13 protein-coding genes are annotated in these 16,680 nt (G+C 27.5%); 6 read left to right on the forward strand and 7 right to left on the reverse strand.

What is annotated here, in order from left to right; genetic code table 11:
* Positions 1-64: 64 nt before the first annotated feature.
* From mutY to metK, 4 genes are all read right to left on the reverse strand, one after another.
* Entirely contained in the window at positions 65-1,114 is a 1,050-nt protein-coding gene (mutY, locus tag BPEN_RS01255; protein ID WP_011282794.1) for an A/G-specific adenine glycosylase, read from the reverse strand.
* Positions 1,115-2,056: 942 nt separating this feature from the next.
* Complete coding sequence (gene ruvX / locus BPEN_RS01260; protein WP_011282795.1) at positions 2,057-2,491, reverse strand: Holliday junction resolvase RuvX; 435 nt, start codon at positions 2,489-2,491, stop codon at positions 2,057-2,059.
* Positions 2,484-3,047, reverse strand: coding sequence for a YqgE/AlgH family protein (locus BPEN_RS01265; RefSeq protein WP_041567557.1), 564 nt, complete (start codon positions 3,045-3,047; stop codon positions 2,484-2,486). Before BPEN_RS01265 ends, ruvX begins: the two co-directional genes overlap by 8 nt.
* Before the next feature lie 808 nt (positions 3,048-3,855).
* Positions 3,856-5,025: a methionine adenosyltransferase gene (metK, locus tag BPEN_RS01270; RefSeq protein ID WP_011282797.1), complete on the reverse strand. Its 1,170-nt coding sequence runs from the start codon at positions 5,023-5,025 to the stop codon at positions 3,856-3,858.
* Between the two features lie 752 nt (positions 5,026-5,777).
* On the opposite strand from metK, the gene speB reads away from it, so the two are divergent.
* From speB to rpiA, 4 genes are all read left to right on the forward strand, one after another.
* Positions 5,778-6,698, forward strand: a complete 921-nt coding sequence (gene speB, locus BPEN_RS01275; protein ID WP_011282798.1) for an agmatinase — start codon at positions 5,778-5,780, stop codon at positions 6,696-6,698.
* 495 nt (positions 6,699-7,193) lie between these two features.
* On the forward strand, positions 7,194-8,378 hold the full coding sequence (locus BPEN_RS01280) for a phosphoglycerate kinase (RefSeq protein WP_011282799.1): 1,185 nt from the start codon (positions 7,194-7,196) through the stop codon (positions 8,376-8,378).
* 84 nt (positions 8,379-8,462) lie between these two features.
* Positions 8,463-9,545 (forward strand): class II fructose-bisphosphate aldolase, encoded by a 1,083-nt coding sequence (gene fbaA, locus BPEN_RS01285; protein WP_011282800.1) that lies wholly within the window; start codon positions 8,463-8,465, stop codon positions 9,543-9,545.
* Between the two features lie 338 nt (positions 9,546-9,883).
* Entirely contained in the window at positions 9,884-10,540 is a 657-nt protein-coding gene (gene rpiA, locus BPEN_RS01290; RefSeq protein ID WP_011282801.1) for a ribose-5-phosphate isomerase RpiA, read from the forward strand.
* 239 nt (positions 10,541-10,779) lie between these two features.
* On the opposite strand, the gene BPEN_RS01295 is transcribed toward rpiA, so the two are convergent.
* Both BPEN_RS01295 and zapA read right to left on the reverse strand, forming a co-directional pair.
* Positions 10,780-11,391, reverse strand: a complete 612-nt coding sequence (locus BPEN_RS01295; RefSeq protein ID WP_011282802.1) for a 5-formyltetrahydrofolate cyclo-ligase — start codon at positions 11,389-11,391, stop codon at positions 10,780-10,782.
* A gap of 141 nt (positions 11,392-11,532) precedes the next feature.
* On the reverse strand, positions 11,533-11,877 hold the full coding sequence (gene zapA / locus BPEN_RS01300; RefSeq protein ID WP_011282803.1) for a cell division protein ZapA: 345 nt from the start codon (positions 11,875-11,877) through the stop codon (positions 11,533-11,535).
* Between the two features lie 855 nt (positions 11,878-12,732).
* Between zapA and ubiH the strand changes: the two genes are divergently transcribed.
* Positions 12,733-13,923: a 2-octaprenyl-6-methoxyphenyl hydroxylase gene (gene ubiH, locus BPEN_RS01305; protein ID WP_011282804.1), complete on the forward strand. Its 1,191-nt coding sequence runs from the start codon at positions 12,733-12,735 to the stop codon at positions 13,921-13,923.
* Between the two features lie 23 nt (positions 13,924-13,946).
* Complete coding sequence (locus BPEN_RS01310) at positions 13,947-15,170, forward strand: FAD-dependent monooxygenase (protein WP_011282805.1); 1,224 nt, start codon at positions 13,947-13,949, stop codon at positions 15,168-15,170.
* Positions 15,171-15,222: 52 nt separating this feature from the next.
* On the opposite strand, the gene ygfZ is transcribed toward BPEN_RS01310, so the two are convergent.
* Positions 15,223-16,215, reverse strand: a complete 993-nt coding sequence (gene ygfZ, locus BPEN_RS01315; protein WP_011282806.1) for a tRNA-modifying protein YgfZ — start codon at positions 16,213-16,215, stop codon at positions 15,223-15,225.
* Between the last annotated feature and the right edge of the window lie 465 nt (positions 16,216-16,680).

Genomic DNA, 16,680 nt, shown 5'->3' on the forward strand with positions numbered 1-16,680 from the left:
AGTCTCACATTGCAACAATCATTTGTATGAGAATTGGAAATTCAATATCTTTACTGCGTTATGATTACAATTTCTGCAGTATTATAGAAATTGGTTTAGGTAATCCAATGACTGGAGGATGCATCAAATCATACCAAATCCCATCTTTTTTATAATTTAATTTTTTATGTGTATTAAGCAATATTGGTTTTATTTCTAAATCAATATTGCTTAATTTGTGTTTTAGAATATCCAGATTCATACGTTGATTATTATGAAGATTATAGTGTAACAACCACGTATTTAATATTTTAAGGGTGGAAAATTCAGGAAAACAAAATAATCCTCCCCATATTCCTTGATATGATCGCTTTTCGAGCCATATCATTTTCATTTGATACTGTTGTGACAATAACAATAAAAACCAGATAGTTTTCTTAATTAATTTTTTTTTAAGTTTCTTTCTGGGATATTGATCAACACAGTGATTTAGAAAAGATCGACAACCTTCTCGAAGAGGGCAATCATTGCAAAGTGGATACGTACTAGTACATATTAATCTCCCGAGATCCATCATGGCTTGATTAAAATCTGCAACTCCTATATTAGGAAGTAATTGCTTAATTAACAACCATAGTTTATTATTTACTTCAGAGCTATTTCTTGATAAAGAATAATCGAGAGCATAATATCTAATTAGTATTCGTTTTACATTACTATCAAGAATAGGATAATGCTGATCTAATGTTAACGATAATATAGCTCCTGCGGTAGATTTTCCGATACCAGGAAAAGAAACAAGCGTGTCGAAATCTTTTGGAAAATTGCCGTGATAATGATTAACAATAATTTTAGCTGTTTTATGTAAATTCCTAGCTCGCACATAATACCCTAATCCGCTCCATAAAAATAATACTTCATCTAATTCTGCTGTCGCCAATTGTTTAATAGTTGGAAATTTTGAAATAAATCGTTCATAATAAAAAATTACAGTTTTCACTTGTGTTTGTTGCAGCATGATTTCAGATAACCAAGTCTTATACATTGTTTTATTCAATTGCCATGGAAAATCCTGCGTTCTATATTTATGATACCACAGTAACATTTTTTTTGAAAAAATAATATCTTGAGCCATACGTTTTTGTGCTATATAAAAATCAAATGTAATCACATGCTTACGCAATCAACTAAAACTTTTATTAAAAGGTATTGTTAAAAATTTAAAACAATTTTGCTGAATAGAAATACCTGATTAATGTGTTGTTAAAGTAACTATAGATATTTCAGTCAACTAACAAAATATAAAATTTAATTTTAATAATTAGTAATATAATTTAATAATTATTTATTTTTAAACATGTTAATGTCACTTTACAATAAACTACTTTTTGAGGAAAGTGATTTAACAATCATATTTCTAATTATTATTAGAAAACAGTGTCCATATATTAGTGCACATGCATTTGTTCATAACAGACGCATGTGCATATTTTTATTAAAATTTATAGATTTTTATCATCTAATTTTTATTAGAAATAAAAAAATAATATCACAAACATTATTAATGTAGCACTGTACGTTGATTTGTCTCAATTAACACAACCGATTTTTTATCCATTATTACAATTCCTAATTTATTTCGTTTGTACTGACACTCTATCTCAAAAAAAATATAAATAAAAACAAAGAAAATATTTTTAAATACCCTTATTCACTTGAAATTTAAAATTTATAAAATATGTATAATTACATCATCTATCAAAATTTAAAATTATCTTTTAATTGTAATCAAATTATACAAAACTAATAAAATTGAGTAAATTTCTTATTGTTATGCTCATTAAAAATTAATATGTATTCTTACATATAAAATAAAACTTTTTATATATAAATTAATATGATTAATTTAAATATTTGATGTATTATCATTTTTTTTTACATTATTAAAAAATTTTTAAAATAACAAATAATAAAAACAATTTTAAAATTTGAACATTATTATCATAATTAATATTATTTCTAATACTTAGTTATTATTTTTTATCCTATTTATATAGGAAATATTATTTTTTTGTACTTAAGATTTGTTTAACCAACTTTTTAAAATTACTCCAGCTGCAATTGCATTGATTTTAATATTCGATCTAGCACATAAATCATCATGATAATATTTAAAATAGTTTAAACGTGCTTCACTTGTACTAAAACGCTCATCATGCATTTTTACTGGAACTGGAAACAGTTCTTTGAGTTGAATGGCAAATATCTTTGCTAAAATTGTAATAGGTTGTTCGCTACCATCTATTTTTAAAGGTAATCCTACTACAAAAATCATTGGTTTCCACGTATTATAAATATCTCGGATACGCTTCCAATTAGGAACACCAGATTGCGACTGCAATACAGTCAGAGGTTGTGCAGTACAAGTCAATTTCTGACCAATAGCTACTCCTATGTGCTTAGTACCAAAATCAAAACCCATAACTATGCCGACACAATTGACATCACGCATGACCTGTCTGATCAGCAATATTATAAATATCAATTCCTAATATTTTTGCAGCTGCGCGCCAACGATCAATAATAGGAGTATGAAATAAAATTGTTTCATTAGCCGGAGCAGTAAGCCAAGTATTTTCCATTAATTCATGTTCTAATTGACCTTTATCCCATCCAGAATAGCCAAGCGCCACCAATACATCCTTTGGTTGATTAGGGGTTCCTAAAGTTTCTAAAATATCTTTAGAAGTAGTAATCATAGCTTTTGAAGAAATGTTAACACTAGAACCAAAACCTTTTATAGGAGTATGTAAAATAAAACCTCGATCATCTAATAAGGGGCCTCCTGCAAATACTGGATTATCTAATCGAACAGACGGATCGCGCGTGGGGGATACAATCTTTAGATTGTTTAATATAGTCTCTACCGTACATCGTGTCACTAGTTTATTAATGACAATTCCCATAGCACCTGCGTCATTATGTTCACAAATATATACCACTGATTGTTTAAATAATGGATCTTGCAGTGCCGGCATAGCTATTAAAAAATGATTTTGTAAATTTATTATCTTATGTGGTGTTAACATAAATTATTTATAAATTTATTTGTTAAAAATATAAAGTTTAAAAATTTAAATCAATTATTTTTTCTTAAATAATACACATCCTTGTTATCAATTATAATTGATTGATTTCTGTGCAAACCGCTTTTCAATTTAAGTATTTTTTAATTGTTATGAACACATGGATTTGTGTTTTTTGTTAACACAATATTTATAATGAGAATATTTAAATAAAATTTAAATTAAACTAATAACATTTTAAATGCAAAAAAATCAACAATTAATTATACAACATATAAGAATGTAGATTCTCAAATAACACATGCTGTAATTTTATTTTTACATTAAAATTAATCAAAATTACTACATATCAAAATATCTAAAAAAATATTTATATATACTTATATTTTAATATAGTTTTTTATAAAGACTAATAAAAATTACTGAAGTTAATTCAGCATATAAAATCTCATTATATTTTATTATATTTAAAAAATTTATTTATTGTGTACTATATATTTCATAAAAATTTTTTAAAAATTAACTAACCTTAAATCATTATACTTGCATACATTGCAATTTTGTTTATACATAAAATTAAGTATTAATTTTATGTATAAACAACATGTATTTAAATTTTAATCTTTATCAAAAACTGACTACATAATTTTAATTATTATCTAAACATATATATATTATATACAAGACCAATATCAATCTTCTTATTGTATGATCATTGATCAACACATTGTATATTCCCATATTAATAAAATCATTACAAATCAACTTAAAAATAAGTATGTGAATACTATTAAGGTGTACATTTCAAACCAGCCGCATCACGAAGAAGGTCTGCTTTATCAATTTTTTCCCAAGGGAAACATTCACGACCAAAATGTCCATAAACAGCTGTTTCTTTGTAAATTGGTCTTAATAAATCTAACATGGCAATTAAACCATAAGGACGAAAATCAAAAAAATTTTTTATTAATTGCATTAAAATGTCATGTGATATTTTTTCTGTTCCAAAAGTTTCAATACTCATAGAAATTGGATGTGGAACACCAATTGCATAGGATACTTGCAGCTCGCAGCGATCTGCTAATCCAGCCGCTACAATATTTTTAGCTACATATCTTGCTCCGTAAGCAGCCGAACGATCTACTTTTGAAGGATCTTTTCCAGAAAAAGATCCGCCCCCATGCCGACCTATACCTCCATAGGTATCTACAATGATTTTTCTTCCAGTTAAACCACAATCACTAATAGGACCTCCGATAACAAAACGCCCGCCAGGATTAATAAGAAATATAGTGTTATTAGTTAACCATTTGTTAGGTAACACTGGTTTAATAATTTCTTCCATAGCAGCTTCTTTCAAATCTGTTAACTTTATATCACAAGCATGTTGAATAGACAAGACAACAGCAGTGATGCCAATGATCTTGCCATGCTCATAAGCAACAGTTACTTGACTTTTAGCATCTAATCCCAACCAAGGCAACACTCCACTTTTTCTCACTTGAGATTTTCTTTTAATCAAACGATGCGCATATGTTATCGGAGCAGGCATGAAAACACTAGTTTCATTAGTAGCATATCCAAACATTAATCCCTGATCACCTGCTCCTCGTTGTAATGTACTTGTATTACCATGATCAATACTATATTGAATATCTGAAGATTGTTTATTAATTACACTCAATATTACGCAAGAATTTGCATCAAACCCCATATCTGAATGAACATAACCAATATCACGAATAGTGTTTCTAGCGATTTCTTCCATATTTACCCAAGCAGTAGTAGTAATTTCCCCGCCCATTATTACTATACCTGTCTTAACATAAGTTTCACACGCAACACGAGCTCTTGGATCCTGCGCTAAGATAGAATCCAATATAGCATCAGAAATCTGATCTGCAATTTTATCCGGATGTCCTTCTGATACGGACTCAGATGTAAACGAATATTGCGACATTTTTTATATCCTTTTTAGTATCAAGTTCGTGACTTACATTAGTATGACCCAACATAGGTATAGTAAATTTATTTGAATTAATCATACGCATAAAATTATTTTATGTAAATTACCAACATATCATACTTCCTTTTTGTATTTAATAGTAAAAAATATTATTAAATTTATATATCAAATATTGATAAAGTAGCTATATTAATAATTATTAATAGATTATGATCAAAATTTGCTGTAAATATGCCTGTTTCTAATACTTTTCATCTGATACTTATATAAGTATCATGATTAACTTAATTTTTTATGCGTTTATTCACTTATATTATTGAATCATGTTTTTAATTAATTTATTAAAAAGTAAAGTTATATTATTCAATATCATTGTGTATATAAATTTAAAATTCTAACGATATTCAATACTTATACAAACCAAATATCTTATGTAATCATTTTATAATAAAATGTTTGCATCTTGTGTTGTAGAAAATAATTAAATTAAAAAATAAATAAAAATAAGTCTTGTTTGTAATTCATTTACTATATAGATGTCATCATACATTTAAGTACAGGTTTATTTGAACATATTTATAGAAATTTTTTAAATTTGAGAAACTTGTTGAACTGCAACTGTGTCGACAGAGCATATAAAAAATTTTTAGAAATATTAATTTATACAAATATTCTATTTAATTTTACTCAAACTGTATTTTACATATAATAGACTGTTTATAAAATTAATTAAATAAAGGAAACACATGAACACTTTGAATTATAAAAATGATAGCTCCTTATTTTCAAATTCCTTTGGATTTTTACGATTTCCATTAGAATTCGATCCTTATAATAGTAATAGTGATTGGGTAATTACTGGAGTTCCTTTTGATTTGGCTACGTCTGGTCGCTCAGGAAGTAGATTTGGACCAACCGCTATTAGACAGGCATCTATTAATTTAGCCTGGGAACATTTTCGTTGGCCTTGGAACGTGAATATACGCAAGAATTTACACATAATTGACTGCGGAGATTTAATATATAAATCTGGAGACATACAAGATTTCACCAGTTCTCTACAAAACCATGCTGAAAATTTACTAATGTCTGGAAAAAAAATGTTATCATTTGGAGGCGATCATTATATCACATTACCTATATTACGTGCGTATGCAAAATTTTTTGGAAAATTAGCAATAATACATTTTGACGCACATGCAGATTATTATGATAACGATAGTAAATATGATCACGGTGTTGTAATATTACATGCTCTTAATGAAAAATTAATAGATCCTGTACATTCAATACAAATTGGTATTCGTACCGAATACAAAAAATGTTTCGGATTTACAGTGCTAGATGTAGAGTATATTAATGATACTAACATTGATGTTATCATAAATAAAATAACATCAATCGCTCAATCCTTTCCAGTATATTTAACTTTCGATATTGATTGTTTGGATCCAGCTATAGCACCTGGTACTGGGACTCCAGTAATTGGAGGATTAACAAGTTACCGTGTATTAAAATTAATACGAGGTTTTCAACATTTAAATATTATAGGTATTGATTTAGTAGAGGTAGCTCCAGCTTATGATTGCGCACAAATTACTGCTTTAGCAGCAGCTACAATAGGGTTGGAAATGCTTTATACTCAAGTGAAATCAAAGAAGAATTAAAAATTAATTTAATATGTTATTCATTAATTAAACACTGTAATTAATCACACGAAAAAATAACATCGCATGATAAAATTGGTACTATATTTCAATGCTTAATACTGACATCAAATCAATAATACTTATAATATTAATTATGTAACATATTAAATGATTATATGATTACAACACTAAATTTATAAATGATTTATAAATCAGATTGTTATTAAGTAATCAGCACATTATGCTCTCATAAGATATTGCATGTTTCCTAATGCAGGTTAATACTGTTCAGTATATAGTAGTTGTTTACAATACATTAATTTTTTAGAGTTTCTATGTTATTAATTAATTATTTTGAAAAATTAAATTTATTTTAAGTTATATATTATTTATTTTATTCAGTCGCTAACTAATAAACTAAACTAAAAATAGTGATATATAGATAAATAAAAATATTTTTCATCATCAATATATGACCATCTATATTGCTTCACATTTAAAAGGTTACCTATCATGACTATGATCAAAATAACTGATTTAGACCTAACGGGTAAACGTGTTTTAATTCGTTCTGATTTAAACGTACCTGTTAAAAATGGAGTTATTACTTCTAATAGAAAAATTCATGCATCATTACCTACTATTAAATTGGCTTTAAAGAAAAGTAAACATGTTATGGTAACTTCTCATCTGGGTCGACCAATAGAAGGAGAATATAATGCTCAATTTTCCTTACAGCCCGTGGTTGAATATTTAAAGAAACAATTGATTAATCGATATGTTAAAGAAGTGCGTCTGGTTAAAGATTATTTAGAGGGAGTAAACTTTATGGAAGGAGAGCTTTTAATTTTAGAAAATGTGCGCTTTAATAAAGGAGAAAAAAAAGATGATGAGATATTATCAAAGAAATACGCCATGTTATGTGATGTATTTATTATGGATGCGTTTGGTAGTGCTCATCGTACACAGGCGTCTACACATGGTATAGGTAAATTTGTTTCTTTAGCTTGTTCTGGGCTTTTATTGCAAAAAGAGCTAGAAGCTTTAGGAAAGGCCTTATGTAATCCTATGAGACCAATGGTTGCAATAGTTGGGGGATCTAAAGTATCTACTAAATTGATTGTTTTAGATTCTTTATCAAAAGTTGCAGATTATTTGATAGTAGGAGGAGGTATTGCAAATACCTTTTTAGCAGCTCAAGGCAAAAAAGTAGGTAAATCCTTATATGAAGAAGAACTTATACCTACAGCAAAACGTCTTTTAGAAAATTGCGATATACCTATTCTTACTGATGTACGAGTAAGTACAGAATTTTCTGAAACTGCTCCAGTCACTATGAAAGCTATAATTGATATTAAAGATAATGAGCAAATTCTTGACTTAGGTGATGAATCTATTACTCGAATATTAGATATTTTAAATTGTGCTAAAACTATTCTTTGGAACGGTCCTATTGGAGTATTTGAATTTCCAAATTTCAGAAAAGGCACGGAGATGATATCTCATGCTATTGCTAAAAGTAATGCTTTTTCTATCGTTGGAGGCGGTGATACTCTAATGGCTATTGATTTATTTGATATTTCTAATCAAATTTCTTATATTTCTACTGGAGGTGGTGCTTTTTTAGAATTCATTGAAGGTAAAACATTTCCATCAGTAAAAATGCTTGAAAAACATGCTTTAAATAACATGAATTAACCAGTATTATATATGAAAAATATATACGACTATATTTAAATAGTCTTGTCGATGTATTCTTTCATTAACAACAGAAGAAAATAAATGACTAAGATCCTCGATTTTACAAAACCAGGTGTAGTTACTGGAAACAATGTACAGAAAATATTTGATTTTGCAAAAAAAAACAATTTTGCTTTACCAGCGGTAAACTGTATAGGAATGGATTCAATTAATGCTGCATTAGAATCTGCAGCTAATATGCAGTCTCCTATTATTTTACAGTTTTCTAAAAAAGGATCTGCTTTCATGGCAGGATATGGTTTAAATAGTGATAAAAATGATCATAATACAGCAGTATTAGGAGCTGTCTCTGGTAGTCTACATGTACATCATATTTCTAAACATTATGGTATTCCTGTTATTTTGCATACTGATCATTGTACTAAAAAAAATTTGCCTTGGATTAATACTCTATTGGATTTAGGTGCAAAGCATTTTTATGAAACTGGTAGTCCATTATTTTCGTCTCATATGATTGATTTATCTGAAGAATCTTTAAAAGAAAATATAGAAATTAGCTCACAGTATTTAAGTCGTATGCACAAATTAAATATGACTTTAGAAATAGAATTAGGTTGCACCGGAGGAGAAGAAGATGGCATAGATCACCATCATTTGGATCGTTCACTTTTATATACAAACCCAGAAGATATAACTTATGCTTATGAAAAATTACATATTATCAGTCCTCGATTTATTATAGCTGCATCATTTGGCAATGTACATGGTGTATACAAACCAGGCAACATACGATTGGATCCAAAAATTCTTCAAAAATCACAAAAATACGTTTCGAATAAATTTGGATTACCTGACAATTTTTTAAATTTAGTATTTCACGGAGGATCTGGATCTACAGAAGAAGAAATTAAAGAAGCTATCAGTTACGGTGTTGTAAAAATGAATATTGATACTGATATACAGTGGGCTACTTGGGAAGGTATTTTAAAATACTACCAACATAATAAAAGCTTTCTTCAAACTCAATTAGGTAATCCATATGGAAATGATCAACCAAATAAAAAATTTTATGATCCACGTATTTGGATTCGTGCAGGACAAAAATCAATGGTTAAGTATTTAGAAAAAATATTTTACACCTTAAATGCTGTTAATATTTTGTAAAATAATTTTTTAATAACAAATTATAATATACTAGATTAGATTCGTGTATCGAATAAAATTCAAATTATATGAAGTTAAATTTGATGAATATTATTAATATTACGATTACGACAAATAAGATTTAATGAAATTTCAATACAAATAAATCATAAAACCTGTTTTTTGTTTATGGAGTGCAATGCCTACATGAATCATAAAAATATCTAATGTATGGTTTTAATTCCCATTGAATATCGTTTTTTGATCTATATAAAACGAAAATTATTATCAAACATCAATAATAATAGATCAAATTAGTACATGCTAATTACATAATATACGTCTTGTATGGGTGTTGTATGGTACAAAATAAATTAAAAAAATCAGTAGGTTGGGCGGCTTTAAAATATGTTCAATCTAGCAGAATTATAGGAGTAGGAACAGGTTCTACTGTTACATATTTTATTGAAGCACTAAACAGTATAAAAGAAAAAATAGAAGGCGTGGTTTCCAGTTCAAATTACTCATCTAATCAATTAAAAAAAATAGGTATTCCTCTATGTAATCTTAATAGCTTGCACGAATTAGATGTATATGTTGACAGTGCAGATGAAATTGATTCACATATGCAAATGATTAAAGGTAAGGGTGGGGCTTTGACAAAAGAAAAAATTATTGCTGCTGCAGCTAAAAAATTTATTTGTATCGTTGACAGCAGTAAACAAGTAAATATATTAGGACGAGGTCCCTTGCCAATAGAAGTCATTCCTATGGCTCGCTCATTAGTAGCAAGAGAATTAGTGCGTTTAGGTGGTTTACCAGAATATCGGCATAATGTAATTACTGATAATGGCAATAATATCTTAGACGTATATAACATGAAGATTGTAAATGCGTCGTTATTAGAAACCAAAATTAATAATATTCCAGGAGTAGTGAGTGTTGGTATATTCGCGAAAAGACGAGCAGATATAGTATTAATTGGAACAAGAGAAGGTATAAAAATAATTGAATAAATATTTTTATGCTAATAAAAAATCATATTTGAACAATATAAAACTAAAAATTATTGACAATTTATATGTCAGTATAAATTCAATATATTTTTAATATGATCATTATCAAGATTTCTTGATAATAAATGCAAATTAATTAATATTAATTGTTGAGAATATATAAAACTTTTATCCGTATTCAAAAAATGTGATTATCACAAAACTAAATATTACAAACAACAATATTTCTCAAAGTATTTTTAATGAGTATCTACAATCAAATGATAAGATGGAGTGATAATTTCTGGTAACATTATATCCCATGTTTCCATAGGAAGCAATTGGGTAGGTATTTTTTGAAAATCATGTGCTAATCCTATAGGTATATAATTACTTTGATGTTTCCAGTTTTGTAAAGTTCTATCATAAAAACCACCACCCATTCCTAATCGATTTCCACTACTATCAAATGCGACTAATGGAACAAATACAACATCTATTTTTTCTATAGGAATAACAGAACGAACATTCCATTTCGGTTCATATATATTTAAATGATTGCATATAAGAGGTGTTGCAAATGTATATCTTGAAAACAACAAGCATTTAGACCCTGAATCAATCAGAATTGGTAAATATATCTGTTTATGCATCAATAACAAAGCTTTAATGAGCAAAGTAGTATTTATTTCTCCATCAAAAGCAATAAACGCCGCTATACGTGTTGATCTACGTATATGATTTATAGTCATAATTTTGTTAGTTATTAACTGTGCCGCTGTATATTGTTCTTGAAACGTTAAAGTTCTACGTATTCTTCGTATATACATACGAAGAAATTTTCTGTGTGATTTTTTATCATCAAGATACATATTAGATTGAATTCATTGATATAAATACAGCATATTTATACGCTGTTTGTCCTGAAAATAGTGTTAACTATGTTTGCTTATCTACATTCGTTATTCTGACGATCTTATTATGTCTACACACAAAATATATAATATAATAATTCATGTGTGTTCAGAGCATTCCAGTGATCTATTAGCATGCTCAGTAATATGAGTATGTGAAATTAAGGCTTTTTCGATAGTTTGTTGTAATAAAAGAATATGTTTCTCAATGTTATCTGCATATTCACGTGTTTTTAATTTTTCTTGAGCTAATTCATGACATATATTTAAAGCGGCTATAAATACTAATTGTTCAGCATTAGTTACTCTTGTTCTAATTTTTAAATCCTGCAAACGTTTAGTTAAATCCTCTACTGCCTTGTTTAAAGCATCCTGTTGTTGAGGCGGACAATTGATACGTAGTGTTCGACCGAAAATTTGAATGTCTATTGGTTGTTCAGGCATATTTCTTTCCTGGAAATTATAATCTATTTATATTTTTCAATGACTATACAATACAATAACAATTACTGTAATGGTTATACACATATACAAAAATTTTGTTTTATATATGAATATTTGATTAAAAAAAATCATTATTTTATTTTGAACACATCCAATAGCTAATAATTATTTAATTTTTAAAAATATTTAAACGTAAAAAATATTTTGCATAAAAAATATAATTAATCTGCAATTTAAATGCAGTTCAATTAAAAATAGGATATTTCAATCAGTTTATAGAACATCTTTGTAGCCATACGCATACTACACATCATCTGTATGATTAAATTATTTTAAAATTATATGAATTTTACAGTAGTATATTGAATATGCATATTTAATATACTAAAAAACTACTTAATTTTATTATAAAAATAGATTTGTTTGCCATAAATACTAACAATACTGAAATGATATTATAGTAAATGCTTATATCTTTATAAGCGTCATATAACAGCATAAACATATCTTGCATTTTATAATAAACAAGAATTATTGCAATTAGATTTAATGTAATTATTCCTAATAAATAGCAAATGTAAAAATATTTTGACACTCATATCAAATTCATATTTAAGTTAACTGTAAATATACTTTATTTAATCGGTGCGTTAATTCTTACAAAAGATGTTTGCATATTGCGTTTTTTATTGTTATATAGTTATCTAAATTATGTTTTATTAAACTAAAATAAATTAAATTATAAAAATATATAATACTGATATTTGAAAAAATATAGTCTGATTATATATAATTCATATACTATATTTTTGTTTGATATTAAAATTTTTATATTCATACGTTAGATAATAATCGATGTCTATTGTTATAAATGGCGGAGGGATGACGGGCGCAATACTAGCCTTAATGTTATCTAAATTGACAAAAGGAGATTTAGAAATTTCCTTAATAGAGCAACATTCTCCTTATTGTTATAATACAAAATTATCCTCAAATGCATACCCACCTCATGTAATAGCTTTATCGCGAGGCGCTTATTTTGAATTAATACGAATTAATATGGCTCCAATTTTATCTTCTTGCTCCACCATTATAAAACAAGTAGAGGTTAGTGAATATCATCGGTTGAATAAAATATTTATTGATGCTCAAGACTATCAATTACCAGAATTAGGTTATGTTATCGAATTAGATATATTTAGAAAGAAATTGTTTGATTTTTTACATAATAAATCTACTGTAACTGTATATTGCCCAGCAACTTTAAAAAAAATTAAACGTGAAAAAAAAAATAACATAATTGTTTTAAATAATGATCATCAAATAGTTTCAAAATTAATGGTCGCGGCAGATGGTGCAGATTCAACACTAGCTGCCAATTGTGGTATGCAATGGTTCAGATGGAATTATCAACAAATTGCTGTAGTTTCTAAAATTACTACTGAAATACCTCATTTTGGAAGAGCTTTTGAAAAATTTACAGAGTATGGACCATTAGCCATATTGCCTATGGCTAACGATTCTAGTTTTTTAATTTGGTGTATTTCTGATAAACAAAAAAAAGAGGTATCTACATGGAATAGAGATAAATTTGCTCAAGAATTACAAAATGTATTCGGATGGAAATTAGGAAAAATTTTGAATATAGGAAAGAGATATTTTTATGATCTTTGGTTAACGCGGGCTAATAGCCATATTAGTCATAGATTAGCATTAGTCGGAAATGCGGCACAAAATTTACACCCTATTGCTGGACAAGGATTCAATCTTGGATTGCGTGACATTGTAGTGTTATCAAAAATAGTAACACAAGCATTATATCAGAATCTAGATATTGGAGACTATTCTGTGTTAAATAGATACCAAAAACATAGGCATTTAGATCAATGTAGGACCATTAAAATTACCGATGGATTAGTGCGTCTATTTAGCAATCATTACTTGCCCTTGATTATTGCTCGAAATATGGGTTTATTTTTTGTTAACTATAATGTCTTTCTAAGACGTCTTTTAGTAAGTTCAATATTAAATTGGAAAACAGATTAATTTTTATTTAAATAAACAATAATGTGGACAGTTTCGATCTATTAATTGTAAATCAAGGAATTGCCGGATTGGCATTAGCCTGCGGTTTAGGTGATTGTTTTCGCATTGCAATTATAGAACATAAAACCCATCTTCATATATATGAAGCAGATCAATGTAATCTGGAAACATCATTAGTTAATATAACTAGCATGAGAATACTGCAGTATTTAAAAATTTGGCATCAAAACATATCACATTTTTCCGTTTTATTAGATAAATTAGAAATTATTAAAAAGAATAGTATAAGTAAAATTGTTTTCGATTCTGGTTACTTAGGATATCTTGAGTTAGGATATGTTATTAATAAATATTATATATACCAAGCTTTAGTTGATCGCGCACGACAATTAAAAAATATTATATTTATAGATTCATACGCACCTGAATCAATAAATTACCGTGAAGATGCAGCATTTATTACAATAACTAATAATTATACATTTAAAGCTAAATTAGTAATAGGCGCAGATGGCATTGATTCTTGGGTAAGAAACACCGCAAATATCTCGTTAATATTTAAAGATACTAAATATTATGGATTCACTACCATTATTCATACCGAGAAAACTCACAATAACACTCTTCGGTGTATCGTTCATAACGATGGGTTAGTAATATTATTGCCATTAAAAAACGTGCATCTTTCCGTTGTTTTTTGGCTGTTACCTCCGTATACCGCTAAAAAATATCTGTATGTATCTGCTTCCGATCAATCTATTAATTATGCGTTAATTAAAATCTGCAACATATTCGGTCATTGTGTTATATGTGACAGTAAAAATTGTAACATTTTACTATTGAGAATGCAATATGCACATAACTTTACAAATCATCGTTTGGTGTTATTAGGAAAAGCTGCGTACAGCATGTGTCCTTTATTTTTTCAAAATATTAATTCAGAACTGATAGATGCAGCAGTTTTATTACATCATCTGCAGAATCTGAAAGAAAATGATCAAGACATTGGACACTATACTTATTTAAAGTATTACGAACGCAATAGAAAATACAGAATAATTAAAGATTCCATAAATATTCCATACATTTACACGTTTCTTCATGATAAAAATTATCTTTTAAAATACATGCAATATTTTATTTTTTATCTCATAAACACGGTTCCCAACTTAAAAATACATGTTTTACATCGCATTATGGGATTAAATAATATGCCAAAATGGTTGCTACGAGATCATTACGACTAAAAATAAATATTGTGATATTAAAATAATAAGAAATATTTAAATACATCAAATATCAATAATAAAACATGAGATTATCATGAGTTTGTGTATTTGTAATTCTCAATTCTGAAGGTTCTAAAATAGATCTATTTAATACCACTTGTACCCATATATTATCTTTTTTAATTTGACAAGATTGTAAAACAATTCCAACATTTTTCCAGTGTTGGTTATTTATTTTTAATTCTACCTGATCACCAGCAGCAGGCAAGTTATAATTTTTTTTATAATCCATGACACCGTTTAACCTATATAAAGTTTGTTTGTTATATCCACGATACTTAATACGCGCAATAGATTCTTGTCCAATATAACAACCCTTATTAAAACTAATTCCATCTAATATATCCATATTAACAGCTTGAGGAATAAATAATTCACTAGTTATTGGCTCAATAATTGGATAACCCGCTTCCATATCTAATGATACCCATTGACGACTATCATTAAATTGTATCTGAGACTGTGATTCATTTAACAAATAATCTAATACTGATTTTTTATTAATAATCAACAAAAATCGTTCTGATGGAGAACTCAAATAAAGTAAGGTCACATCTTGAGTATGAATTATTGTGTGTGTCTTATTTGGTAAAACTGAAAAAAACATGCTTAAATGATTTCTTGCATTTGTTCCAGCTATTCCAATAAGTATTGCATTATAATCAGGAATAACAGTAACATTAGAAAATACCATATATTTTTTCATTTCTTCTATTTGTTTTTTGCATATATTTAGACGTTCAATAAATGCCATTTCTTGATTTTTAAGATGAAAAACATATAGATTGCTAATCATTTTTCCTTTTGGATTACAATGTGCTGCAAAACTATATTTATGTTTATTCAAATTTTGAATATCACAAGTAAATTGATTGTGTAAACATTGTATAACATCTGGTCCATGTAATCTCACTAACGTCCATTCTTCTAAGGAGATGAATGTTAGCGGCAAATCTTTTGAGGGTACAGGATACTGTCCCAAAAAAGCCACACGAGGAAACATTATATTTTTCCTTATGAATAAAAATAACTTCAAATAAATATCATATAATATATACTAATTAATCCTACTCATTAAATATCTACAACCGAAAGATAACAAAAAAATTACATTATCATTAACCATATAATATTATAACGTTTATAATTAAACAATTATTGATTTTTAACTATATGTATGATTAAGATGATAATATAAGCGTATGACCATAATTGATAGGATGCTATTCTCTCGTCATGTATGATTATTTACGGCATTAATTGAAATCAAATAAATAAAAACATATATAACAGTTTCATATTTGCATACGACTTATTACACATTTGATTAATAACGATCAAAGATCAAAATCACACTATATAACTGATATCATAAGAAAATACATATTCTTTGCATTATTATATAGAGAGTCTTTGTCGAATTGTATTATAGTACATTAATATATACGATTACGTGAAATTATATGAA

Origin of the sequence: Candidatus Blochmanniella pennsylvanica str. BPEN, from assembly GCF_000011745.1 — a bacterium.
GTDB classification, from domain to species: domain Bacteria; phylum Pseudomonadota; class Gammaproteobacteria; order Enterobacterales; family Enterobacteriaceae; genus Blochmanniella; species Blochmanniella pennsylvanica.